At 61.2% G+C, this 22,857-nt stretch carries 23 protein-coding genes; 17 read left to right on the forward strand and 6 right to left on the reverse strand.

Annotated features, from left to right (window positions below):
- Positions 1–8 precede the first annotated feature (8 nt).
- On the forward strand, positions 9–773 hold the full coding sequence (locus ABM562_RS22905) for an amino acid ABC transporter ATP-binding protein (protein ID WP_010220739.1): 765 nt from the start codon (positions 9–11) through the stop codon (positions 771–773).
- A 116-nt stretch (positions 774–889) separates the two neighbouring features.
- On the opposite strand, the gene algW is transcribed toward ABM562_RS22905, so the two are convergent.
- Positions 890–2,047, reverse strand: coding sequence for a Do family serine endopeptidase AlgW (gene algW / locus ABM562_RS22910; protein WP_100782540.1), 1,158 nt, complete (start codon positions 2,045–2,047; stop codon positions 890–892).
- Positions 2,048–2,276: 229 nt separating this feature from the next.
- Between algW and ABM562_RS22915 the strand changes: the two genes are divergently transcribed.
- The 4 genes from ABM562_RS22915 (at position 2,277) to cysN (ending at position 6,487) form a co-directional block, all read left to right on the forward strand.
- Positions 2,277–3,035: a Nif3-like dinuclear metal center hexameric protein gene (locus ABM562_RS22915; RefSeq protein WP_115085407.1), complete on the forward strand. Its 759-nt coding sequence runs from the start codon at positions 2,277–2,279 to the stop codon at positions 3,033–3,035.
- Between the two features lie 136 nt (positions 3,036–3,171).
- Complete coding sequence (gene cysD, locus ABM562_RS22920) at positions 3,172–4,089, forward strand: sulfate adenylyltransferase subunit CysD (RefSeq protein ID WP_038998836.1); 918 nt, start codon at positions 3,172–3,174, stop codon at positions 4,087–4,089.
- A gap of 101 nt (positions 4,090–4,190) precedes the next feature.
- Entirely contained in the window at positions 4,191–4,532 is a 342-nt protein-coding gene (locus ABM562_RS22925) for a four helix bundle protein (protein ID WP_010220745.1), read from the forward strand.
- Positions 4,533–4,585: 53 nt separating this feature from the next.
- Positions 4,586–6,487: a sulfate adenylyltransferase subunit CysN gene (gene cysN, locus ABM562_RS22930; protein WP_115085408.1), complete on the forward strand. Its 1,902-nt coding sequence runs from the start codon at positions 4,586–4,588 to the stop codon at positions 6,485–6,487.
- Positions 6,488–6,587: 100 nt separating this feature from the next.
- Here the strand turns inward: cysN and ABM562_RS22935 are convergent, their stop codons facing one another.
- Positions 6,588–7,067 carry an Lrp/AsnC family transcriptional regulator gene (locus ABM562_RS22935; protein WP_134061423.1) on the reverse strand — a complete coding sequence of 160 codons (480 nt, stop codon included), beginning with the start codon at positions 7,065–7,067 and terminating at the stop codon, positions 6,588–6,590.
- Positions 7,068–7,195: 128 nt separating this feature from the next.
- On the opposite strand from ABM562_RS22935, the gene ABM562_RS22940 reads away from it, so the two are divergent.
- Together ABM562_RS22940 and mdeB are read left to right on the forward strand one after the other, a co-directional pair.
- A complete protein-coding gene (locus ABM562_RS22940; RefSeq protein WP_460423435.1) occupies positions 7,196–8,392 on the forward strand; it encodes a methionine gamma-lyase in 1,197 nt (398 codons plus the stop codon).
- Between the two features lie 37 nt (positions 8,393–8,429).
- Positions 8,430–11,126 (forward strand): alpha-ketoglutarate dehydrogenase, encoded by a 2,697-nt coding sequence (gene mdeB, locus ABM562_RS22945; protein WP_460423436.1) that lies wholly within the window; start codon positions 8,430–8,432, stop codon positions 11,124–11,126.
- Positions 11,127–11,280: 154 nt separating this feature from the next.
- On the opposite strand, the gene ABM562_RS22950 is transcribed toward mdeB, so the two are convergent.
- Positions 11,281–11,715 (reverse strand): Z-ring associated ZapG family protein, encoded by a 435-nt coding sequence (locus ABM562_RS22950; RefSeq protein ID WP_115085412.1) that lies wholly within the window; start codon positions 11,713–11,715, stop codon positions 11,281–11,283.
- Positions 11,716–11,853: 138 nt separating this feature from the next.
- Between ABM562_RS22950 and ABM562_RS22955 the strand changes: the two genes are divergently transcribed.
- The 3 genes from ABM562_RS22955 to zapE all read left to right on the forward strand — a co-directional run bounded on the left by ABM562_RS22955 (position 11,854) and on the right by zapE (position 15,037).
- Positions 11,854–12,486 (forward strand): alpha/beta hydrolase, encoded by a 633-nt coding sequence (locus tag ABM562_RS22955; protein ID WP_115085413.1) that lies wholly within the window; start codon positions 11,854–11,856, stop codon positions 12,484–12,486.
- A 24-nt stretch (positions 12,487–12,510) separates the two neighbouring features.
- Positions 12,511–13,860 carry a tryptophan--tRNA ligase gene (locus ABM562_RS22960; RefSeq protein WP_134061426.1) on the forward strand — a complete coding sequence of 450 codons (1,350 nt, stop codon included), beginning with the start codon at positions 12,511–12,513 and terminating at the stop codon, positions 13,858–13,860.
- An 82-nt stretch (positions 13,861–13,942) separates the two neighbouring features.
- The gene (gene zapE, locus ABM562_RS22965) at positions 13,943–15,037 is read left to right on the forward strand and encodes a cell division protein ZapE (protein ID WP_115085415.1); all 1,095 of its coding nucleotides are present in this window, start codon (positions 13,943–13,945) and stop codon (positions 15,035–15,037) included.
- Between the two features lie 126 nt (positions 15,038–15,163).
- Here zapE and ABM562_RS22970 read toward each other — a convergent pair whose 3' ends face one another.
- Both ABM562_RS22970 and ABM562_RS22975 read right to left on the reverse strand, forming a co-directional pair.
- Positions 15,164–16,060, reverse strand: a complete 897-nt coding sequence (locus tag ABM562_RS22970) for a GlxA family transcriptional regulator (protein WP_233674232.1) — start codon at positions 16,058–16,060, stop codon at positions 15,164–15,166.
- Positions 16,061–16,274: 214 nt separating this feature from the next.
- Entirely contained in the window at positions 16,275–17,315 is a 1,041-nt protein-coding gene (locus ABM562_RS22975; protein ID WP_115085416.1) for an NADP(H)-dependent aldo-keto reductase, read from the reverse strand.
- A 252-nt stretch (positions 17,316–17,567) separates the two neighbouring features.
- On the opposite strand from ABM562_RS22975, the gene rplM reads away from it, so the two are divergent.
- The 7 genes from rplM (at position 17,568) to ABM562_RS23010 (ending at position 22,438) form a co-directional block, all read left to right on the forward strand.
- Positions 17,568–17,996: a 50S ribosomal protein L13 gene (rplM, locus tag ABM562_RS22980; RefSeq protein WP_115085417.1), complete on the forward strand. Its 429-nt coding sequence runs from the start codon at positions 17,568–17,570 to the stop codon at positions 17,994–17,996.
- 14 nt (positions 17,997–18,010) lie between these two features.
- Positions 18,011–18,403, forward strand: coding sequence for a 30S ribosomal protein S9 (rpsI, locus tag ABM562_RS22985; protein ID WP_115085418.1), 393 nt, complete (start codon positions 18,011–18,013; stop codon positions 18,401–18,403).
- A 263-nt stretch (positions 18,404–18,666) separates the two neighbouring features.
- Positions 18,667–19,260 (forward strand): ubiquinol-cytochrome c reductase iron-sulfur subunit, encoded by a 594-nt coding sequence (gene petA, locus ABM562_RS22990; protein ID WP_010220763.1) that lies wholly within the window; start codon positions 18,667–18,669, stop codon positions 19,258–19,260.
- Positions 19,260–20,471: a cytochrome b gene (locus tag ABM562_RS22995; RefSeq protein ID WP_115085419.1), complete on the forward strand. Its 1,212-nt coding sequence runs from the start codon at positions 19,260–19,262 to the stop codon at positions 20,469–20,471. Before petA ends, ABM562_RS22995 begins: the two co-directional genes overlap by 1 nt.
- Positions 20,471–21,250, forward strand: a complete 780-nt coding sequence (locus tag ABM562_RS23000) for a cytochrome c1 (protein WP_134061427.1) — start codon at positions 20,471–20,473, stop codon at positions 21,248–21,250. Before ABM562_RS22995 ends, ABM562_RS23000 begins: the two co-directional genes overlap by 1 nt.
- 118 nt (positions 21,251–21,368) lie before the next feature.
- Positions 21,369–21,986 carry a glutathione S-transferase N-terminal domain-containing protein gene (locus tag ABM562_RS23005; protein ID WP_010220766.1) on the forward strand — a complete coding sequence of 206 codons (618 nt, stop codon included), beginning with the start codon at positions 21,369–21,371 and terminating at the stop codon, positions 21,984–21,986.
- Positions 21,987–22,003: 17 nt separating this feature from the next.
- Positions 22,004–22,438, forward strand: a complete 435-nt coding sequence (locus tag ABM562_RS23010) for a ClpXP protease specificity-enhancing factor (protein WP_115085421.1) — start codon at positions 22,004–22,006, stop codon at positions 22,436–22,438.
- Between the two features lie 51 nt (positions 22,439–22,489).
- Here ABM562_RS23010 and ABM562_RS23015 read toward each other — a convergent pair whose 3' ends face one another.
- Positions 22,490–22,708, reverse strand: a complete 219-nt coding sequence (locus ABM562_RS23015; RefSeq protein WP_038998857.1) for a YgdI/YgdR family lipoprotein — start codon at positions 22,706–22,708, stop codon at positions 22,490–22,492.
- Positions 22,709–22,857: the final 149 nt, after the last annotated feature.

Below are 22,857 nucleotides of genomic sequence, written 5' to 3' on the forward strand. Positions count from 1 at the left end.
GTGTTCCCATGAGTGAAGCGATCAAACAGCCTGTGAGCCCTGAAGGCATTATTCAGATGCAGGGCGTGAACAAGTGGTACGGCCAGTTCCACGTGCTCAAGGACATCAACCTGAATGTCCGTCAGGGCGAGCGTATCGTGCTGTGCGGGCCGTCGGGCTCGGGCAAGTCGACCACCATCCGTTGCCTCAACCGCCTGGAAGAGCACCAGCAGGGGCGCATCGTCGTCGATGGCGTGGAACTGACCAACGACCTCAAGCAGATCGAAGCGATCCGCCGCGAAGTCGGCATGGTGTTCCAGCATTTCAACCTGTTCCCGCACCTGACCATCCTGCAGAACTGCACCCTGGCGCCAATGTGGGTGCGCAAGATGCCCAAGCGCAAGGCCGAGGAAATCGCCATGCACTATCTTGAGCGGGTGCGTATTCCGGAGCAGGCCAACAAGTTTCCGGGGCAGCTTTCCGGTGGTCAGCAGCAACGGGTCGCGATTGCCCGGGCGCTGTGCATGAAGCCGAAGATCATGCTGTTCGACGAACCGACTTCGGCGCTGGACCCGGAGATGGTCAAGGAAGTGCTCGATACCATGGTTGGCCTGGCGGAAGACGGCATGACCATGCTCTGCGTGACCCACGAGATGGGCTTTGCCCGCACCGTGGCGAACCGGGTGATCTTCATGGACAAGGGTGAGATTGTCGAGCAGGCAGCACCGGACGACTTCTTCGACCGGCCGCAGAATGAGCGGACCAAGTTGTTCTTGAGCCAGATTCTGCACTGACCCTTTGGGGCTGCTTTGCAGCCCATCGCCGGCAAGGCCGGCTCCCACAGGTTCGGCGGTGGGAGCCGGCCTTGCCGGCGATGGGCTGTGAAACAGCCCCGCTTCTTGGTAGAAGGTCAGTTTTCTTCTTTGGCAGCAAGTGCCGGCGGTGGACGCAAGCCAATCTCGGCGGTCAGCTTGAGCTCCTTGCCGTTGCGCATGACCTGGATCGCCACCTTGTCGTTAGGCTTGATCCGCGCCACCTGGTTCATCGAGCGACGGCCATCGCCAGCCGGCTCGCCGTTGATGCTCAGGATCACGTCACCCAGCTCCAGGCCGGCTTTCTGCGCCGGGCCATCACGGAAAATCCCCGCCACGACGATCCCCGGGCGCCCCTGCATGCCGAACGACTCTGCCAGTTCCTGGCTCAGCGGCTGCACCTCGATACCCAGCCAGCCACGGATCACCTGGCCGTGCTCGATGATCGACTTCATTACCTCCAGCGCCAGTTTGGTCGGGATGGCAAAGCCGATGCCTTGCGAACCGCCGGACTTGGAGAAGATTGCCGTGTTGATGCCGGTAAGGTTGCCGTTGGCATCGACCAGCGCGCCACCGGAGTTGCCCGGGTTGATCGCGGCGTCGGTCTGGATGAAGTCTTCGTAGTTGTTCAGGCCCAGCTGGTTGCGCCCGGTGGCGCTGATGATGCCCATGGTCACGGTCTGGCCGACACCGAAGGGGTTGCCGATGGCCAGGGCGACGTCGCCGATATGGATGTTGTCGGAGCGGCCGATGGTGATCGACGGCAGGTTCTTCAGGTCGATCTTCAGTACCGCGAGGTCGGTTTCCGGGTCGCTGCCGATCACCCGAGCCAGGGTTTCGCGGCCGTCCTTGAGCGCCACCACGATCTGGTCGGCACCGGAGGTCACGTGGTTGTTGGTCAGCAGGTAGCCTTCCGGGCTCATGATCACTGCCGAACCCAGGCTCGATTCCCAACGGCGCTGCTTGGGCAGGTTGTCACCGAAGAAGCGGCGGAACTGCGGGTCTTCGAACAGTGGGTGGGCGGTCTTGTTGACCACTTTGGTGGTGTACAGGTTGGCCACCGCCGGGGCGGCGATGCTCACGGCGTCGGCGTAGGACACCGGCCCCTGCATGATCCGCGTGGTCTGCGGCGCCTGTTGCAGGTTGACGTCCTGGCTGGGCAGGCCGACCCATTGCGGAAAGCGCTGGATGACCAACAGGGCGATCAGCACGCCGACCAGCAGCGGCCAGCCAAAGTAACGCAAAGCCTTGAACATTGAAGGAATCCTGGGAGTTGGCAGAGGGCCGATGACAGCTGGGAGCGTGAACGCGCGCGATCATACTGTGCCCGGGCTCGGGCAGGAACTGCTAAATCGTCACGAAAGCCAACAATGCCGGCCCCCAGGCAACTGCCGTCGGTTTCCCCAAACCCGGCGACGGCCCATAATGGCGGTCATTATACGGGGCCTTGGGCCGCGCTGAACTGCGAAATTGAGGAGTCTTTCCATGGCTGTTGCCCTGAGTACCCTGGTCGAGGAAGCCGAACGCTACCTCGGCAGCGCGAAAATCCAGGACTACTGCCCCAACGGCCTGCAGGTCGAGGGCCGTCCGCAGGTGACCCGCATCGTCAGCGGCGTCACTGCCAGCCAGGCATTGCTCGACGCCGCGGTCGAGGCCGATGCCGACCTGGTGCTGGTGCACCACGGCTACTTCTGGAAGGGCGAGAACCCGTGCATCACCGGCATGAAGCAGCGCCGGCTGAAAACCCTGCTGAAGAACGACCTGAGCCTGCTGTCCTACCACCTGCCGCTGGACCTGCACCCGGAAGTGGGCAACAACGTGCAGCTGGCGCGGCAGCTCGACATCACCGTCGAAGGCCCGCTGGACCCCGAGAACCCGCGGGTCGTCGGCCTGGTCGGGTCGCTGGCCGAACCGATGTCGGCACGGGATTTTGCCCGCAAGGTGCAGGACGTGATGGGCCGCGAGCCGCTGCTGATCGAAGGCGAGCAGATCATCCGCCGGGTCGGCTGGTGCACCGGCGGCGGCCAGGGCTACATCGACCAGGCGATTGCCGCCGGAGTCGACCTGTACCTGAGTGGCGAAGCCTCCGAGCAGACCTTCCACAGCGCCCGCGAGAACGGCATCAGTTTCATCGCCGCCGGCCACCATGCCACCGAGCGTTACGGCGTGCAGGCGCTGGGCGATTACCTGGCCCGGCGCTTTGCCCTGGAGCACCTGTTCATCGACTGCCCGAACCCGATCTGAAGCTAAAACGGCAGGGCATATTCTTATACTGTTTCGTTCTAGTTGGCCGCCTAAATAGAATCGGGTGCTGTGATAAAGTGGCTCGCTCGAACACGGCCCGCTGGCCGTCCATAAGATCGTATTTCCGTGAGTAACCATGGTCGACAAACTGACGCATTTGAAACAGTTGGAGGCGGAAAGCATCCACATCATTCGTGAGGTGGCCGCCGAGTTCGATAACCCGGTGATGCTGTACTCGATTGGCAAGGACTCGGCCGTGATGCTGCACCTGGCGCGCAAGGCCTTCTTCCCGGGCAAGCTGCCATTTCCGGTGATGCACGTCGACACCCAGTGGAAATTCCAGGAGATGTACAGCTTCCGCGACAAGATGGTCGAGGAAATGGGCCTGGAGCTGATCACTCACGTCAACCCGGACGGCGTCGCCCAGGGCATCAACCCGTTCACCCACGGCAGTGCCAAGCACACCGACATCATGAAGACCGAGGGCCTCAAGCAGGCGCTCGACAAGTACGGCTTCGATGCTGCCTTCGGTGGCGCGCGCCGCGATGAAGAGAAGTCGCGGGCCAAGGAGCGCGTCTATTCGTTCCGTGACAGCAAGCACCGCTGGGACCCGAAGAACCAGCGCCCCGAGCTGTGGAACGTGTACAACGGCAAGGTCAACAAGGGCGAATCGATTCGCGTGTTCCCGCTGTCGAACTGGACCGAGCTGGACATCTGGCAGTACATCTACCTCGAAGGCATCCCGATCGTGCCGCTGTACTTCGCAGCCGAACGCGAAGTGATCGAGAAGAACGGTACCCTGATCATGATCGACGATGCGCGCATCCTCGAGCACCTCTCGGAGGAAGAAAAGGCCCGTATCGTCAAGAAGAAGGTGCGTTTCCGTACCCTTGGCTGCTACCCGTTGACGGGCGCGGTGGAGTCGGAGGCCGAAAGCCTCACCGACATCATTCAGGAAATGCTCCTGACGCGCACTTCCGAGCGCCAGGGCCGGGTCATCGACCACGATGGCGCCGGCTCAATGGAAGACAAAAAACGGCAAGGGTACTTCTAAGCTTCAAGTTACAAGCGGCAAGCTGCAAGTTAGAAGCAAGATGCGTAGCTTCTGGATTTTGTCGGCTGCCGCCCCATTGTGGGCGCGTGAGAGTGCTCACAATGGACTTTGAGAAGCTTGCTGTTTGGCAGAGAAGCAAAGATTTGACGGTAGCGATTTACAGGCAGCAGAGGGTGTGCCGGGATCTTGGATTCAAGGATCAGATCACGCGGGCGGCACTTTCCATCCCGTCGAATATCGCTGAAGGCATGGAACGGAGAACGGCAAAAGAAAAGGTTCGTTATCTGTGTATTGCCAAGGCTTCCTGCGGTGAGTTGCGTACGCAGATCATCATCGGGGGAGAGGTAGGCTATCTGCCAAAGCCTTTGTCGAATGAGTGGATTACAGAGACTCGTGAGCTTTCAAGAATGCTGAGCGGGTTGATCAACAAAATTTCTGACTAGTTGTATGCCGACAAGCTTGCCGCTTGAAGCTTACAGCTTGGAGCTTGAATGTAATGAGCCACCAATCTGATCTGATCAGCGAGGACATCCTCGCTTACCTGGCCCAGCACGAACGTAAAGAGCTGCTGCGCTTCCTTACCTGCGGTAACGTCGATGACGGCAAGAGCACCCTGATCGGGCGCCTGCTGCACGACTCGAAGATGATCTACGAAGATCATCTGGAAGCCATCACCCGCGATTCGAAGAAAGTCGGCACCACCGGTGACGACATCGACCTGGCGCTGCTGGTCGACGGCCTGCAGGCCGAGCGCGAGCAGGGCATCACCATCGATGTGGCCTACCGCTACTTCTCTACCGCCAAGCGCAAGTTCATCATTGCCGACACCCCGGGCCACGAGCAATACACCCGCAACATGGCCACCGGTGCGTCGACCTGCGACCTGGCGATCATCCTCGTCGATGCCCGCTACGGCGTGCAGACCCAGACCCGCCGGCACAGCTACATTGCCTCGTTGCTGGGCATCAAGCACATCGTCGTCGCGGTCAACAAGATGGACCTCAAAGGCTTCGACGAGGGCGTGTTCGAGAGCATCAAGGCCGACTACCTGAAGTTCGCCGAAGCCATCAACATGAACCCGAGCAGCCTGCACTTCGTGCCGATGTCGGCGCTCAAGGGCGACAACGTGGTCAACCGCAGCGAGCGTTCGCCGTGGTACACGGGGCCGGCGCTGATGGAAATCCTCGAAACCGTCGAAGTCGCGGCCGACCGCAACTTCACCGACCTACGCTTCCCGGTGCAGTACGTCAACCGCCCGAACCTGAACTTCCGTGGCTTTGCCGGCACCCTGGCCAGCGGCGTGGTGCACAAGGGCGATGAAATCGTCGTGCTGCCGTCGGGCAAGAGCAGCCGGGTCAAGTCCATCGTCACCTTCGAGGGTGAGCTGGAAAACGCCGGCCCCGGCCAGGCCGTGACCCTGACCATGGAAGACGAGATCGACATCTCCCGCGGCGACCTGCTGGTGCACGCCGACAACGTTCCGCCAGTGACCGACCAGTTCGACGCCATGCTGGTGTGGATGGCTGAAGAGCCGATGCTGCCGGGCAAGAAATACGACATCAAACGCGCCACCAGCTACGTGCCGGGCTCGATTGCCAGCATCGCCCACAAGGTCGATGTGAATACCCTGGAGCAGGGCGCTGCCAGTGCCCTGCAGCTCAACGAGATCGGCAAGGTCAAGGTCAGCCTCGACGCCCCGATCGCGCTGGACGGCTATGACAGCAACCGCACCACCGGTGCCTTCATTGTCATCGACCGCCTGACCAACGGCACCGTTGGCGCCGGCATGATCATCGCGCCACCGGTTGTGCCTCATGGCACCGTCGGCCAGCACGGCAAGCTGGCCCACGTGGACACTGCGGAGCGTGCCCTGCGCTTTGGCCAGCAGCCAGCCACCGTGCTGTTCAGCGGCCTCTCGGGCGCGGGCAAGAGCACCCTGGCCTACGCCGTGGAGCGCAAGCTGTTCGACATGGGCCGTGCGGTGTACGTGCTCGATGGCCAGAACCTGCGTCACGACCTGAACAAGGGCCTGCCGCAGGACCGCGCCGGGCGTACCGAGAACTGGCGCCGCGCCGCACATGTCGCGCGTCAGTTCAACGAGGCCGGCCTGCTGACCCTGGCCGCCTTCGTCGCCCCGGATGCCGAAGGCCGCGAACAGGCCAAGGCGCTGATCGGCAAGGAACGCTTGCTCACCGTCTACGTCCAGGCTTCGCCTCTGGCTTGCCGCGAGCGCGACCCGCAGGGCCTGTATGCCGCCGGCGGCGACAACATCCCGGGCGAAAGCTTCCCGTATGACGTACCGCTGGATGCGGATCTGGTGATCGACACCCAGAACGTCAGTTTGGAAGACGGCGTCAAGCAGGTGCTGGATCTGCTGCGCAAGCGTGGCGCGATCTAAGCGTTAGCGCGCTGAACAGGAAACCCCACCCCGGTGGGGTTTTTTGTTGCGTGCCGACAGGGTGGGAGCGGGCTTGTCCCGCGCATATGACGGCTCGAACTTAGATGTGTTTTTCCGACACCGGAATCACCCGTTTCTCCTTCACCGCCTTGAACGAGAAGCTTGAGTAAATCTCCTTCACCCCCGGCAAGGTCTGCAGCACTTCCCGCGCAAACTCACCGAATGACTCCAGGTCCCGCGCAAGGATTTCCAGCAGGAAGTCATAGCGCCCGGAGATGTTGTGGCAGGCGACGATTTCGGGGATTTCCATCAGCCGCTGCTCGAAGGCGCGGGCCATTTCCTTGGTGTGCGAGTCCATCATGATGCTGACGAAAGCAGTCACGCCAAAGCCCAGGGCCTTGGGTGAGAGGATGGCCTGGTAGCCGGTGATGTAGCCGGACTCTTCCAGCAACTTGACTCGCCGCCAGCACGGCGAGGTGGTCAGCGAGACCTGGTCGGCCAGTTCGGAAACAGTCAACCGTGCGTTGTCCTGCAGGGCCGCGAGCAATGCGCGGTCGGTGCGATCAATGGTCGTAGGCATGTTTTACCCTCCGTGGTCTGAAATCGTTGTTTTTATGTCAATAACCATCCGAAGGGGTGGCTACATTTGGAAAAAAATCAGCACCTCAGTGGCATAAGCTTATAACAAACCACTAGAGGCTGTTTGCCATGAGCGGCACCAACAACAAATCAGGTTTTGCCACCCGCGCCATTCACCACGGTTACAACCCGCTGGACCACAATGGTGCCCTGGTACCGCCGATCTATCAGACGGCCACCTTTGCTTTCCCCACGGTCGAATATGGTGCTGCCTGCTTCGCCGGGGAAGAGGCCGGGCACTTCTATAGCCGCATTTCCAACCCGACCCTGGCCCTGCTGGAGCAACGCATGGCTTCGCTGGAGGGCGGGGAGGCGGGGCTGGCGCTGGCCTCGGGGATGGGCGCGATCACTGCCACCCTTTGGACGTTGCTGCGTCCCGGTGATGAAGTATTGGTGGGGCGGACCCTGTACGGCTGCACCTTCGCCTTTTTGCACCATGGCATCGGCGAGTTCGGGGTCAAGGTCCGGCATGTCGACATGAGCGATCTGCAGGCGGTGGCCGCTGCGATCAGCGATAGGACCCGGGTGATCTACTTCGAAACCCCGGCCAACCCCAACATGCACATGACCGATATCGCCGCGGTGGCCAAGCTTGCGCGCCAGCACGATATCAGCGTCGTGGTCGACAATACCTATTGCACCCCGTACCTGCAGCGGCCGTTGGAACTGGGGGCCGACCTGGTGGTGCATTCGGCGACCAAGTACCTCAGCGGCCATGGCGATATCACCGCCGGTCTGGTGGTGGGACGCAAGGCGCTGGTTGATCGGATTCGTCTGGAAGGCTTGAAGGACATGACCGGCGCAGTGCTGTCGCCCCATGACGCCGCCTTGCTGATGCGCGGGATGAAAACCTTGACCCTGCGTATGGAACGCCATTGCAGTAATGCTCAAACCATCGCTGAATACCTGGAGCAACAGCCAGAAGTTGAACTGATCAGTTACCCCGGCTTGCCCGGTTTTGCCCAGTACGAACTGGCACAGCGGCAGATGCGCTTGCCCGGCGGCATGATCGCTTTCGAACTCAAAGGTGGCGTCACTGCCGGTCGGCGTTTCATGAACGCCCTGCAATTGTTCAGCCGTGCCGTCAGCCTCGGTGACGCCGAGTCCCTGGCTCAGCACCCGGCAAGCATGACCCATTCCAGCTATACCCCAGAGGAGCTTGCCCAGTACGGCATTTCCGAGGGGCTGGTAAGGCTGTCGGTGGGCCTTGAGGACATCGACGACCTGCTGGCGGATATCCAACAGGCGCTCAAGGCCTGCGCCTGAACCCTTCACGGACGAGGTCAATGCAATGGTGGCAATGATGAACCTTGTGCCTGGCGAAGGTGTGCCGCGGCGCCTGGGTGATCCACAGTTGGACAGCGACCCGGGGGAAACCGCCGAGTGGCTGGAGGCGCTGGATTCGACCCTGCTGCACTGCGGCCCGGAGCGTGCGCGGTTTTTGCTCGAACAGCTGGAAGCCCACGCTCGTGAGCTGGGCCTGGAACGCGGCGCCCAGGCCTTTTCGGCCTATCGCAACACCTTGTCGGTGGAGCAGCAGGGCGTCTACCCGGGCGACCTCGAACTCGATGAACGCATCACCAGCATCCTGCGCTGGAATGCCCTGGCCATGGTAATGCGGGCCAACCACGCCTATGGCGACCTGGGGGGGCATATCGCCAGTTACGCTTCGGCAGCGGAGATCTTCGAAGTCGGCTTCCAGCATTTCTTTCGCGGCGAAGCGGGCACTGAACAGCGCACGGCTGACCTGGTGTTTTTCCAGCCGCATTCGGCACCGGGCATTTATGCCCGGGCCTTTCTCGAAGGCCGCCTGAGCGAAGAGCAACTGGCCAGCTACCGCCAGGAAGTGGCAGGCAACGGCCTGTGTTCTTATCCACACCCATGGCTGATGCCCGACTTCTGGCAGTTCCCTACCGGCTCCATGGGCATCGGGCCGATCAACGCCATCTACCAGGCGCGGTTCATGCGTTATCTGCATAACCGCCAGTTGCTCGACACCAGCGCCCGGCATGTTTGGGGCGTGTTCGGCGATGGCGAGATGGACGAGCCGGAGTCCATTGCCGGCCTGACCCTGGCCGCCCGCGAGCAACTGGATAACCTGACGTTCGTGGTCAACTGCAACTTGCAGCGCCTGGACGGCCCGGTGCGTGGCAACGGCCAGATCATCCAGGAACTGGAAGCGCTGTTCAGTGGCGCTGGCTGGAACGTGATCAAGGTGCTCTGGGGTTCGGAGTGGGATGCACTGTTCGCCCGTGACACCGAGCACGTACTGTTGCGTCAGTTGGCGGCAACACCCGACGGGCAGTTCCAGAACCTCGGGGCCAAGGATGGCGCCTACAACCTCGAGCACTTTTTCAATCAGCAGCCGGCCTTGCAGAAACTGGTCGAGCACATGAGTTCGGCCGAGATCAACGCGCTCAAGCGCGGTGGCCACGACTTTCGCAAGCTGTATGCCGCCTTCACCGCCGCCAAGGCCTGCAAGGGCCGGCCGACGGTCATTCTGGCCAAGACCAAGAAAGGCTACGGCATGAGTGCCGCCGGTGAGTCGCGGATGACCGCGCACCAGGCCAAGAAACTCGACGTGCAGGCCTTGCTGGCGTTCCGTGATCGTTTTCATTTGCCGCTGTCGGATGCGCAGGTCGAGCAGTTGCAGTTCTATCGGCCGGCCGAAGGCAGCGCGGAAATGCGTTACCTGCGCGAGCGTCGCTCCGCCCTGGGTGGCCCGCTGCCTGCCCGGCGCAGTGACGTGCGCCCGGTGCCGGTGCCCGCCCTGGAGACCATGGGCGGCTTCGCCCTGCAGGCCGAGGGCAAGGAAATGTCCACCACCATGGCCGCCGTGCGCATGCTCAGCGCCTGGCTCAAGGCGCCGCAGTTGGGGCCGCGGGTGGTGCCGATAGTGGCCGACGAGGCGCGCACCTTCGGCATGGCCAGTCTGTTCCGCCAGATCGGAATCTACTCGCCTCAAGGGCAGTGCTACGAGCCGGAAGACGCAGGTTCGCTGCTGTCCTACAAGGAAGCGCGTGATGGCCAACTGCTGGAGGAAGGTATCACCGAGGCCGGGGCGATTTCTTCCTGGGTGGCAGCGGCAACGTCTTACGCCGTGCATGGCGAGCCGATGCTGCCGGTGTACATCTATTACTCGATGTTCGGCTTCCAGCGCGTCGGAGACCTGATCTGGGCCGCCGCCGACCAGCGTGCCCGTGGCCTGCTGCTGGGGGCAACGGCCGGGCGTACCACGCTGGGGGGTGAGGGGTTGCAGCACCAGGACGGCTCTAGCCTGGTAATGGCCTCGATGGTGCCCAACTGCCGCGCCTGGGAACCCTGCTTTGCCGGTGAGCTGGCGGTGATCCTCGAGTACGCGGCGCGGCGCATGCTCACCGAACAGCGCGACGAGTTTCACTACGTTGCGGTGATGAACGAAAACTATCCACAGCCGTCCCTGCCAGCGCAGGTGCATGAAGAGGTCTTGCGCGGCATGTACCGTTATGTCGAACAGCAGGTGGCGGATGCCCGGGGGCAGGTGCGCCTGCTGGGCTCCGGGGCGATCCTGCGGGAGGTCATTGCCGCCAGTGAGTTGCTGGCCAGCGAATGGCAAATTGCCAGTGAAGTGTTCAGTGTCACCAGCTTCAGCGAGCTGGCGCGGGAGGCACGGGATGTTGATCGCGCCAGCCGGCTGGGCCAGGGCAGTGGTGATGTCAGTCATGTGCAGCGCTGCCTGGACGGTGATGCGCCGGTGATTGCCGCAACCGACTATGTGCGTGCCTGGCCGCAATTGATTGCTGAATATGTACAGGCGCCTTATGTGACGCTTGGGACTGACGGTTTTGGCCGTAGTGACACCCGCCAGCAGTTGCGGCGCTTCTTCGAGGTCGATCGCTTCAGTATCGTGCTGGCGAGCTTGCACAGCCTGGTGCGCCAGGGTGGGGTGGAGCGGCGGGTGCTGGATGCGGCGCGGGAGAGGTACGGCTATCGGGAGGGGGAGGCGCCTTGGTATTGCTGAGGCTGGCAGGGGCTACAGCGTAGCCCATCGCCGGCAAGGCCGGCTCCCACAAGTGACCCTGTGGGAGCTGGCCTTGCCAGCGATCGAGCGCATAGCGCTCGCAACGCAGGCGACGCTTATAAAAAAGGCCCCTCACAGGGGCCTTTTATTTTGCTCAGCGCTTGAGCCCGTAATGCTCATCGAGCATGCCCGGCGAGTTGGGCGCTTTCGGTGCGTAGTCGCGCGGCACCTCGGTGTCCTTCGGCGGGGTCAGGCGATCACGCGCAGGCTGCACGGCTTCGGAGTGCAGGGCGGCCAGCAGGCGCTGACGGGTGAGTTCGTCCAGGGCCAGGCGGTTGGCGCCTTCGGCCAGGTGATCCTGGACGTCCTGGTAACTTTGGGTCAGTTTCTTGACCAGCGCAGCCGTACTGTTGAAGTGAGTAACCACCTCATTCTGGTAGCTGTCGAAACGTTCCTGGATATCATCCAGCTGACGCTGGGTGCTGCTCGGTGCAGCATTAGGCAACAGGCGGGCGACCAGGAAACCAACGACGACACCCACGACGAGGGCCAGGGTCGGCAACAACCAAACTAAGAGCGAGAGTTCCACGAGTCCTTCCTCTATAAACGGCTTTGCTTTACGTTAACGGCTCGGACCTGCGCTGTATACCGCGAACCATCGCAAATATCTCAGACAGAATCATTCAGCTAGACGAGTCGACCCTTTCCGAGGTCACGGAGTTTATCCTTGCTTATCCGCGAAACCCCCGTATTCATCGATGGCCCGGTCGGCCAACTGGAAGCCTTGTACCTCGATGTCGCCGACGCCCGCGGCGTTGTGCTGCTGTGCCACCCCAACCCGGTGCAAGGTGGCACCATGATGAACAAGGTGGTGTCGATGCTGCAGCGCACCGCCCGCGATGCCGGCTACATTACCCTGCGTTTCAACTACCGCGGCGTTGGCCAGAGTGCCGGCAGCCATGACATGGGCAGCGGCGAGGTGGACGACGCCGAGGCGGCGGTGAGCTGGCTGCGGGAACAGCACCCTGAGCTGCCACTGACCCTGATGGGCTTCTCCTTCGGCGGCTTCGTCGCAGCCAGCCTCGGTGGTCGCCTGGAAGCCCAGGGCGTTGCCCTCAAGCACCTGTTCATGGTCGCCCCGGCGGTGATGCGCCTGGGCGATAACCCCTTGGCGCAGCAGGGCGAACTCAGCGTGATCCAGCCGGAAACCGACGAAGTGATCGATCCGCAGATCGTCTACGATTGGTCCGACGCACTGCCACGCCCCCATGAGCTGCTGAAAGTGGCAGAATGCGGACACTTTTTCCATGGCAAGCTCACCGACCTCAAGGAACTGGTGCTGCCGCGCCTTTCGAACTGATACAAGCCTGATAAGCGATTACCCATGACTACGCGCATCCTTACCGGTATCACCACCACGGGCACGCCTCACCTGGGCAACTATGCCGGTGCCATCCGCCCGGCGATCCTCGCCAGCCGTGAACCGGGTGTCGACTCGTTCTATTTTCTGGCCGACTACCACGCCCTGATCAAGTGCGATGACCCGCAGCGCATCCAGCGCTCGCGCCTGGAAATCGCCGCGACCTGGCTGGCCGGTGGCCTGGACCCGGAGCGAGTGACCTTCTATCGCCAGTCCGACATCCCGGAAATCCCCGAGCTGACCTGGCTGCTGACCTGCGTCGCGGCCAAGGGCCTGCTCAACCGCGCGCACGCCTACAAGGCTTCGGTAGACAAGAACGTCGAAAGCGGTGAAGACCCGGATGCCGGTATCAGCATGGGCCTGTACAGCTACCCGGTGCTGATGGCCGCCGACATCCTGATGTTCAACGCCAACAAGGTGCCGGTCGGTCGCGACCAGATCCAGCACGTGGAGATGGCCCGTGATATCGGCCAGCGCTTCAACCACCTGTTCGGCCAGGGCAAGGAGTTCTTCGCCATGCCCGAGGCGCTGATCGAAGAAAGCGTCGCCACCCTTCCGGGCCTGGACGGACGCAAGATGTCCAAGAGCTATGACAACACCATCCCGTTGTTCACCAGTGCCAAGGACATGAAGGATGCCATCTCGCGCATCGTCACCGACTCCCGCGCCCCGGGCGAAGCCAAGGACCCGGACAACTCGCACCTGTTCACCCTGTTCCAGGCCTTCGCCACGGCTTCGCAAGCCGACGAGTTCCGCAGCGAACTGCTCCAGGGCCTGGGCTGGGGCGAAGCCAAGCAGCGTCTGTTCCAGCTGCTCGACGGTCAGCTGAGCGAGCCGCGCGAACGTTATCACCAACTGATCAGTCGCCCGGCCGACCTTGAGGACATCCTCCTGGCCGGTGCGCAGAAAGCCCGCAAGGTGGCCACGCCGTTCCTTGAGCAACTGCGCGAAGCGGTGGGCCTGCGCTCATTCCGCAACATCGAGCAGGCCACTGCCCAGGTCAAGAAGAAGGCCGCCAAGACCGCGCGCTTTGTCAGCTTCCGCGAAGACGACGGCAGTTTCCGCTTCCGTCTGCTGGCTGCCGATGGCGAGCAACTGCTGCTGTCGCGCAACTTCGCCGATGGCAAGACTGCGGGTGCGGTGAGCAAGCAACTGCAACAGGGCGGCGAGCTCGACGTGCGCCACGAAGGCCTGGGCTTCAGCCTGTGGCTGGAAGGCGAGTGCGTCGGCGACGGCCCGCAGTTCGCCGATGCCGCTGCCCGCGACAGCGCGATCGAAACCCTGCGCGCGGCCCTGGTGCCCCAGCAGGACTGAACGGCTTATCGCAAGTCTGATTGCCATTATCCCGGGCCGTCGCTACAGTGACGGCCCGTTTTTGTTACCTTGCTAACGAATTATGACGCCCCTAGAACGATATCAAGCAGATCTGAAACGTCCCGAATTCTTCCATGACGCGGCGCAGGAAACTGCAGTGCGTCATCTGCAGCGCCTGTACGACGATCTGATCGCGGCGCAGAACAACAAGCCGGGCGTGTTCGGCAAATTGTTCGGCAAGAAGGACCAGGCACCGGTCAAGGGCTTGTACTTCTGGGGTGGGGTAGGCCGCGGCAAGACCTACCTGGTCGATACCTTCTTCGAGGCGCTGCCGTTCAAGCAGAAGGTGCGTACGCACTTCCACCGCTTCATGAAGCGCGTCCACGAGGAAATGAAAACCCTCAAGGGCGAGAAGAACCCGCTGACCATCATCGCCAAGCGTTTTTCCGATGAGGCCCGGGTGATCTGTTTCGACGAATTCTTCGTCTCCGACATTACCGACGCGATGATCCTCGGCACCCTGATGGAGGAGCTGTTCAAGAACGGCGTGACCCTGGTGGCCACCTCCAACATCGTCCCGGACGGCTTGTACAAGGACGGCCTGCAGCGTGCGCGCTTCCTGCCGGCGATTGCCCTGATCAAGCAGAACACCGAGATCGTCAACGTCGACAGCGGCGTCGACTACCGCTTGCGCCACCTGGAGCAGGCCGAGCTGTTCCACTTCCCGCTCGACGAAGCGGCCCACGAAAGCCTGCGCAAGAGCTTCCGCGCGCTGACGCCGGAATGCACCCAGGCGGTCGAGAACGATGTACTGGTGATCGAGAACCGCGAGATCCGTGCCCTGCGCACCTGTGACGACGTGGCCTGGTTCGAATTCCGCGAACTGTGCGACGGCCCGCGCAGCCAGAACGACTACATCGAACTGGGCAAGATCTTCCATGCCGTGCTGCTGAGCGACGTCGAGCAGATGAGCGTGGCGACCGATGACATCGCCCGGCGCTTCATCAACATGGTCGACGAATTCTATGACCGCAACGTCAAGCTGATCATCTCGGCCGAGGTTGAGCTCAAGGACCTGTACACCGGTGGTCGCCTGACCTTCGAATTCCAGCGGACCCTGAGCCGCTTGCTGGAAATGCAGTCCCACGAATTCCTGTCGCGGGCGCATAAGCCTTAAAAGCAGCTGCAAGTTTCAAGCTTCAAGCTGCAAGCAGGATCAAGAGCCGACCGCGCGCTGCTCTTGATCCTGCTCTTGCTTGCCGCTTGCCGCTTGAAGCTTGAGGCTTGAAGCTGAGGAGGCCTTTCAGGCCTCCTGCATAAACTGCTGCCGATACTGATTCGGCGACAACTCCGTGTGCTGCCTGAACAACCGGGCAAAGAAACTCGCATCGTCATAGCCAACTTCATAGCTGATGGTCTTGATGCTCTTGCGCGTGCCCGACAGCAAGCCCTTGGCCGTTTCGATCCGCAGCCGTTGCAGGTAGTGCAGCGGCTTGTCGCCGGTGGCGCTCTGGAAGCGACGCATGAAGTTGCGGATGCTCATGCCGTGGTTGCGGGCCACGTCCTCGAAGCGGAACTTGTCGGCGAAATGCTCTTCGAGCCAGTGCTGGATCTGCAGGATGATCAGGTCCTGGTGCAGTTTCTGCCCGCCAAAGCCCATGCGCCCCGGGGTGTAGTTGCGCTGCACTTCGTAGAGGATGTCGCGGGCCACCGCTTGCGCCACGTTGGCGCCGCAGAATCGCTCGATCAGGTAGATGTACAGGTCGCAGGCAGAAGTAGTGCCGCCGGCGCAGTAGAGGTTGTCGGCGTCGGTCAGGTGCTTGTCCTGGTTGAGGCTGACCTTGGGGAAGCGCTCTTCGAACTGGTTGAAGAAACGCCAGTAGGTGGTCGCCTCCTTGCCATCGAGCAGCCCGGCCTCGGCCAGCCAGAACACGCCGCTGGCTTCGCCACAGAGCACGGCGCCGCGGGCGTGCTGCTCACGTAGCCAGGGCAGTACTTGCGGGTAGCGCTGGCAGAGGGCACCGAAGTCGTCCCAGAAGGCCGGCAGGATGATGATGTCGGCCTGTTCCAGGCCGCTGTCGACCGGCAGCATCACATCGCTGAAACTACGCACAGGCTGGCCGTCAGGGCTCACCAGGCGGGTTTCGAACATCGGTTGCAGGCCCAGGCCCAACTGCTTGCCGTAGCGCAGGCTGGCCAGGTGGAAGAAATCCTTGGCCTGCATCAGGGTCGATGCGAAGACATTGTCGATGGCCAGGATACTGACGCGCCGCAAGGACGCCGTGGGTTGGGTAAACATCATTTTCTTTATTCTTATAGGGTAGAGTGGTCAATCACCGGCTGGATCGTCTTATTTTTTGGCGATTGTGTCTACCCTCGGTTCCCACCTTGTTTGTGGGAACCGGGATCGCGTCTCAGGGCGCGGGGTTGGGCTGGTCCTGATGGATGGCCTCGATGCCCGCCAGCAGCTCGTCGCTGAGCTTCAGGTCGAAGCTGGCCAGGTTGCTGTCCAGTTGCTCGAGGGTCGTGGCGCCGATGATGTTGCTGGTCACGAACGGCTGGCGGGTGACGAACGCCAGGGCCATCTGGGCCGGGTCCAGGCCGTGGTCGTGGGCCAGCTTCACGTAGCGGCTGCAGGCGGCCACGGTTTGCGGGTTGGAGTAGCGCGAGAAGCGGCTGAACAGGGTCAGGCGCCCTGCGGCCGGGCGCGCGCCGTTCTCGTACTTGCCCGAGAGCATGCCGAAGGCCAGTGGCGAGTAGGCCAGCAGGCCGCACTGTTCGCGGATGGCGATCTCCGCCAGGCCCACCTCGAAGCTGCGGTTGAGCAGGTTGTAGGGGTTCTGGATTGAAACTGCACGGCTCCAGCCACGGCTTTCGGCCAACTGCAGGAATTTCATGGTGCCCCACGGGGTTTCGTTGGACAGGCCGATGTGGCGGATCTTGCCGGCCTTGACCTGTTCGTCGAGCACCTCGAGGGTTTCTTCCAGCGGGGTGAACAGGTCCTGCGGTGCGTGCTGGTAACCCAGCTTGCCGAAGAAGTTGGTGCTGCGCTCGGGCCAGTGCAACTGGTAGAGGTCGATCCAGTCGGTCTGCAGGCGCTTGAGGCTGTCGTCCAGGGCGGCGACGATGTGCTGGCGGTTGTGCTTGAGCAGGCCGTCGCGAATATGGTTGATGCCGTTGCCGGGCCCGGCCACCTTGCTGGCCAGGATCCACTGGGCACGGTCGCCGCGCTGGCTGAACCAGTTGCCGATCATGCGCTCGGTGGCGGCGTAGGTTTCCGGGCGGGGAGGGACGGGATACATCTCGGCAGTATCGATGAAATTGATCCCGGCGGCCTTGGCCCGTTCGATCTGGGCGAAGGCCTGGGCCTGGTCGTTCTGCTCGCCCCAGGTCATGCTGCCCAGGCACAGTGCGCTGACGTTGAGATCGGTTCGGCCCAGCTGGCGATAGTCCATTCGGCTGCTTCCTGTCTAAAAGAAGCATAAAAGCAGGTTGAATTTTTTTTCGCAATCTGGATAATTCAGCCCCTCTCCGTGCAGCGGAAGTGATGCCCCGCTCCATAGAAGAACCCTGCCGAATATTGGACGCGCTGACCCGAGCCCCCGATAGCGTCCGTGTGCGGCTGTGTCCTTGACTTGTCAAGGTGCGCACTATCCAGTAAGATCTGCCGTCTTATTTTCGCTGGGCGGCCCCTGAGGCTATAAAGAATGAAAACTTTTACTGCTAAACCGGAAACAGTAAAGCGTGACTGGTTCGTCGTTGACGCTGCTGGCAAGACCCTGGGTCGTCTGGCCACTGAGATCGCGAGCCGTCTGCGTGGCAAGCACAAGCCAGAGTACACTCCTCACGTTGACACCGGCGACTACATCGTCGTCATCAACGCCGAGCAGGTTCGCGTCACTGGTGCCAAGACTTCGGACAAAATGTACTACTCCCACTCCGGCTTCCCGGGCGGTATCAAGGAAATCAACTTCGAGAAGTTGATCGCCAAGGCCCCAGAGCGCGTGATCGAGACCGCGGTTAAAGGCATGCTGCCTAAGAACCCACTGGGTCGCGACATGTACCGTAAGCTGAAAGTCTATGCGGGCGCTGCTCACCCTCATACTGCTCAGCAGCCCCAAGAACTGAAGATTTAACGGAATAGTTCATTATGTCGGCGACTCAAAATTACGGCACTGGCCGTCGCAAGACCGCAACCGCTCGCGTTTTCCTGCGTCCAGGTACCGGTAACATCTCCATCAACAACCGTTCTCTGGACGTGTTCTTCGGTCGTGAAACCGCGCGCATGGTAGTACGCCAGCCGCTGGAACTGACCGAGACCACCGAAAAGTTCGACATCTACGTCACCGTTATCGGTGGTGGTGTCAGCGGCCAGGCCGGTGCGATCCGTCACGGTATCACCCGTGCACTGATGGACTACGACGAAACCCTGCGTGGCGCTCTGCGTCGTGCTGGCTTCGTCACCCGCGACGCTCGTGAAGTCGAGCGTAAGAAAGTGGGTCTGCGTAAAGCACGTAAGCGTCCTCAGTACTCCAAGCGTTAATTTCGCTTCGGTGTTCAAAAAAAGCCCGGTTCCTGGTGGAACCGGGCTTTTTTTATGTCTTGAATAACTATGCTGTTGTTTGCTGTGACAACTTGCCGCATAGACGCAAGTCAAGAGTTACAAGGGATAGCGGGGTGGCACAAGGCTAATCACCTTGTCAGAGAAGGGTCTTTTCATTACCATGCGGCAAATTTTTAGCAGTTCAGAAATTACTTAGTAGATGCCTGTTGCAACAGGCCATAAAGCTGATGGGAGAGGACTGAATGAGCAATGACGGCGTCAATGCAGGCCGGCGTCGCTTCCTCGTAGCAGCCACGTCCGTGGTGGGTGCTGCAGGAGCGGTGGGGGCTGCGGTCCCGTTCGTAGGGTCATGGTTCCCCAGTGCCAAGGCGAAAGCCGCAGGTGCACCGGTGAAGGTCAATATCGCCAAGGTAGAGCCTGGTCAGCAGATGATTGCTGAATGGCGCGGCCAACCGGTGTTCATCGTCCGCCGTACCGAAGAGATCCTCGGTAACCTCAAGAAGATCACCGGCGACCTCTCCGACCCTGAGTCCAAGGCATCGGTTCAACCGACTTATGTCGATCCGTCGAACCGCTCGATCAAGCCGGAGATCCTGGTGCTCGTCGGTTTGTGCACCCACCTGGGCTGCTCGCCAACCTTCCGTCCGGAAGTGGCACCTGTCGACCTGGGTCCGAAGTGGGTCGGCGGCTACTTCTGCCCGTGCCACGGTTCCCACTACGACCTGGCTGGCCGCGTCTACAAATCTCAGCCGGCGCCGCTCAATCTGCCAGTGCCGCCGCACTCTTATGAGTCGGACGACATTATCGTCGTCGGCGTCGATCAGGAGAACGCGTGATGAGTAAGTTAATGGACTGGGTTGACGCCCGCTTCCCCGCGACCAAGATGTGGGAAGACCATCTCAGCAAGTATTACGCGCCGAAGAACTTCAACTTCTTCTACTTCTTCGGCTCCCTGGCACTGCTGGTGCTGGTCAACCAGATCGTCACCGGTGTGTGGCTGACCATGAGCTTCACGCCGTCGGCCGAAGAGGCATTCGCCTCGGTCGAATACATCATGCGTGACGTCGAATACGGCTGGATCCTGCGCTACCTGCACTCCACCGGCGCTTCGGCGTTCTTCATCGTGGTCTACCTGCACATGTTCCGCGGCCTGCTGTACGGCTCGTACCAGAAGCCTCGCGAGCTGGTGTGGGTGTTCGGCATGCTGATCTACCTGGCACTGATGGCCGAGGCCTTCATGGGCTACCTGCTGCCGTGGGGCCAGATGTCCTACTGGGGTGCCCAGGTGATCATCTCGCTGTTCGGTGCCATTCCGGTGATCGGCGACGACCTGACCCAGTGGATCCGTGGTGACTACCTGATCTCCGGCATCACCCTGAACCGCTTCTTCGCCTTGCATGTGGTGGCCCTGCCGATCGTCATTCTCGGCTTGGTGGTGCTGCACATCCTGGCGCTGCACGAAGTGGGTTCGAACAACCCTGATGGCGTCGACATCAAGAAGCTCAAGGATGAAAACGGCGTTCCGCTGGACGGTATCGCGTTCCACCCTTACTACACCGTGAAGGATATCGTCGGCGTCGTCGTGTTCCTCTTCGTGTTCTGCGCCATCGTGTTCTTCTTCCCGGAAATGGGCGGTTACTTCCTGGAGAAACCGAACTTCGAACAGGCCAACGCCTTCAAGACCCCTGAGCACATTGCCCCGGTCTGGTACTTCACGCCGTTCTACGCGATCTTGCGGGCGGTTCCGGACAAGCTGCTCGGCGTAATTGCCATGGGCGCTGCGATTGCCGTGCTGTTCGTCCTGCCGTGGCTGGATCGCAGCCCGGTCAAGTCCATGCGCTACAAGGGCTGGATGAGCAAGACCTGGCTGCTGGTGTTCTGCATCTCGTTCGTGATCCTCGGTGTGCTCGGCGTTCTGGCGCCTACCCCGGGCCGTACGCTGCTGTCGCAGGTGTGCACCTTCCTGTATTTCGCCTACTTCCTTCTGATGCCGTTCTACACCCGGCTCGAGAAGACCAAACCGGTTCCGGAAAGGGTGACTGGCTGATGAAAAAGCTATTTGCAGTATTGATTCTGGCAGTGATGCCCGCGTTGACCTTCGCCGCCGAACACGGCCTGGAGCTGGACAAGGTCGATATCGACCTGACCGACAAGGCCGCCATGCAGGACGGCGCACGCACCTTTGCCAACTATTGCATGGGTTGCCACAGCGCCAAGTTCCAGCGTTACGAGCGAGTGGCTGACGACCTGGGTATTCCTCACGAGCTGATGCTCGAGAAGCTGGTGTTCACTGGGGCCAAGATTGGCGACCACATGAAGATCGGCATGAAGCCTGACGATGCCAAGACCTGGTTCGGTGCCGCTCCGCCTGACCTGACCCTGGTTGCCCGCGTGCGTGGCACCGACTGGCTGTACAGCTACCTGCGCAGTTTCTATGAAGACAAGTCGCGTCCGTACGGGGTGAACAACAAGGTTTTCCCGAACGTCGGCATGCCCAACGTGCTGGTTGGCCTGCAAGGCAACCAGGTGATTGGCTGCAAGCAAGTGCAGACCGTGGTCGATGGCAAGAAGCAATATGACCCGCTGACCGGCTCGCCGTTGACTCATGAAGCATGTGACCAGCTGACCGTGGAGCCGAAATCCGGTACCCTGACGCCAGAGCAGTTCGACGAGAAGGTCAAGAACCTGGTGACCTTCCTGGCTTACTCGGCTAACCCGGTCAAACTGGAAAGCCAGCGCATCGGTACCTATGTGCTGCTGTATCTGGCCTTCTTCTTCGTATTCGCTTATCTGCTCAAGCGCGAATACTGGAAGGACGTGCACTGATCACGCAGTAGTTTCTGGTAGTTGAACGCGCCCTGGGGCGCCTCTGGATTCACAGGGGCGCCCGCAGGGCGCGTTTGCATTTGCAGCATTTATAAATTCATACGCGAGGAGGACCACTATGGGCGTGACCAACCGGTTAGCCTGCTACTCCGACCCCGCTGACCATTATTCTCATCGGGTGCGCATCGTTCTCGCCGAGAAGGGTGTCAGTGTCGAGATCATCAACGTCGATCCTGGTCGCCTGCCGCCCAAGCTGGTTGAAGTGAACCCCTATGGCAGCGTGCCAACCCTGGTCGATCGCGACCTGGCGTTGTACGAGTCGACCGTGGTGATGGAATACCTCGATGAGCGTTACCCGCACCCGCCACTGTTGCCGGTGTATCCGGTGGCGCGGGCCAACAGCCGCCTGCTGATTCACCGCATCCAGCGCGACTGGTGTGCACTGGTCGACCTCATACTCGACCCGCGCAGCAAGGAGCCTGCACGCGTGCAGGCGCGCAAGGAATTGCGCGAGAGCCTGACCGGGGTGTCGCCGTTGTTTGCCGACAAGCCTTGTTTCCTCAGTGAGGAGCAAAGTCTGGTCGATTGTTGTCTACTGCCCATACTCTGGCGTTTGCCGGTGTTGGGTATCGAACTGCCGCGGCCGGCCAAGCCGTTGCTCGATTACATGGAGCGACAGTTTGCCCGCGAAGCCTTCCAGGCAAGCCTGTCCGCTGCTGAACGTGAAATGCGCTAGGTTTTAAGGAGCTGTCGATGAACTCCAGTCGCCCCTATTTGGTACGTGCACTCTATGAGTGGATCGTGGACAACGACTGCACGCCGCACATGCTGGTCAATGCCGAATACCCGGCCGTCCAGGTACCCCAGAGCTTCGCCAGTGACGGCCAGATCGTCCTGAACATCTCACCCAGTGCCGTACGTCACCTGCACATGGATAACGAAGCAGTGAGCTTCGAGGGTCGCTTTGGCGGCGTTGCCCACACCCTGTTCGTGCCGGCTGGTGCGATTCTGGGTATTTATGCCCGGGAAAACGGCCAGGGCATGGTCTTCGAGCTCGAGCCGCCGCTGCTCGACGATGAAGACGAAGAAGATGACGATACCGTCGAGCCGGATGACGACGGTCCGCCTACCAGTGGCGGCCAGCCGCCACGGCCAAGCGGGCGTCCGAGCCTGAAGGTGGTCAAGTAACAAAAAAGGCGATCCGCAGGGATCGCCTTTTTTGTGTCTGCCCGGCCTGGATTACAGGTCGGTGATGGTGCGGACCTGGTCCTTGTTGACCTTGATCACCTTGCCATCGAGTTGCTTGAATTCGTAGAAGCCGGCGGCGCGATCGTAGCGAGGCGCGTCGACTGCCTGGAATTCGCGGCCGTCGTTGAGGGTGATCTGGCTTGGGGTGGAGCAGCCGGCCAGGGTGGCGAAGGCGCCAATCAGCAAGGTTGGCAGCAGGCCGTTTTTCATGGGGACTTCCTAGGTTCAGGTGGGTGTCAATCAGGTCCTCATCGCGGGGCAAGCCCGCTCCCCCCCAATCAGCCTAGGATTTCCCCACAAGGGGTTTCTCCATCAATGTATTCGCACAAGTTTACACTCCTCTTCCCCCCCCACCCCCC

Source organism: Pseudomonas sp. ZL2, from assembly GCF_054788455.1.

Bases quoted from the DNA above. Each gene is read 5' to 3' on its own strand.
- ABM562_RS22915 (WP_115085407.1), top strand. From the start codon at position 2,277: ATGGCTGTTGCCCTGAGTACCCTGGTCGAGGAAGCCGAACGCTACCTC.
- ABM562_RS22940 (WP_460423435.1), top strand. From the start codon at position 7,196: ATGAGCGGCACCAACAACAAATCAGGTTTTGCCACCCGCGCCATTCAC.
- ABM562_RS23010 (WP_115085421.1), top strand. From the start codon at position 22,004: ATGAACTCCAGTCGCCCCTATTTGGTACGTGCACTCTATGAGTGGATC.
- ABM562_RS23000 (WP_134061427.1), top strand. From the start codon at position 20,471: ATGAAAAAGCTATTTGCAGTATTGATTCTGGCAGTGATGCCCGCGTTG.
- ABM562_RS22995 (WP_115085419.1), top strand. From the start codon at position 19,260: ATGAGTAAGTTAATGGACTGGGTTGACGCCCGCTTCCCCGCGACCAAG.
- rpsI (WP_115085418.1), top strand. From the start codon at position 18,011: ATGTCGGCGACTCAAAATTACGGCACTGGCCGTCGCAAGACCGCAACC.
- ABM562_RS23015 (WP_038998857.1), bottom strand. From the start codon at position 22,708: ATGAAAAACGGCCTGCTGCCAACCTTGCTGATTGGCGCCTTCGCCACC.
- cysN (WP_115085408.1), top strand. From the start codon at position 4,586: ATGAGCCACCAATCTGATCTGATCAGCGAGGACATCCTCGCTTACCTG.
- algW (WP_100782540.1), bottom strand. From the start codon at position 2,047: ATGTTCAAGGCTTTGCGTTACTTTGGCTGGCCGCTGCTGGTCGGCGTG.
- mdeB (WP_460423436.1), top strand. From the start codon at position 8,430: ATGAACCTTGTGCCTGGCGAAGGTGTGCCGCGGCGCCTGGGTGATCCA.
- ABM562_RS22960 (WP_134061426.1), top strand. From the start codon at position 12,511: ATGACTACGCGCATCCTTACCGGTATCACCACCACGGGCACGCCTCAC.
- ABM562_RS22975 (WP_115085416.1), bottom strand. From the start codon at position 17,315: ATGGACTATCGCCAGCTGGGCCGAACCGATCTCAACGTCAGCGCACTG.
- cysD (WP_038998836.1), top strand. From the start codon at position 3,172: ATGGTCGACAAACTGACGCATTTGAAACAGTTGGAGGCGGAAAGCATC.
- ABM562_RS22925 (WP_010220745.1), top strand. From the start codon at position 4,191: ATGGACTTTGAGAAGCTTGCTGTTTGGCAGAGAAGCAAAGATTTGACG.
- rplM (WP_115085417.1), top strand. From the start codon at position 17,568: ATGAAAACTTTTACTGCTAAACCGGAAACAGTAAAGCGTGACTGGTTC.
- ABM562_RS22905 (WP_010220739.1), top strand. From the start codon at position 9: ATGAGTGAAGCGATCAAACAGCCTGTGAGCCCTGAAGGCATTATTCAG.
- zapE (WP_115085415.1), top strand. From the start codon at position 13,943: ATGACGCCCCTAGAACGATATCAAGCAGATCTGAAACGTCCCGAATTC.
- ABM562_RS22935 (WP_134061423.1), bottom strand. From the start codon at position 7,067: ATGCCTACGACCATTGATCGCACCGACCGCGCATTGCTCGCGGCCCTG.
- ABM562_RS23005 (WP_010220766.1), top strand. From the start codon at position 21,369: ATGGGCGTGACCAACCGGTTAGCCTGCTACTCCGACCCCGCTGACCAT.
- petA (WP_010220763.1), top strand. From the start codon at position 18,667: ATGAGCAATGACGGCGTCAATGCAGGCCGGCGTCGCTTCCTCGTAGCA.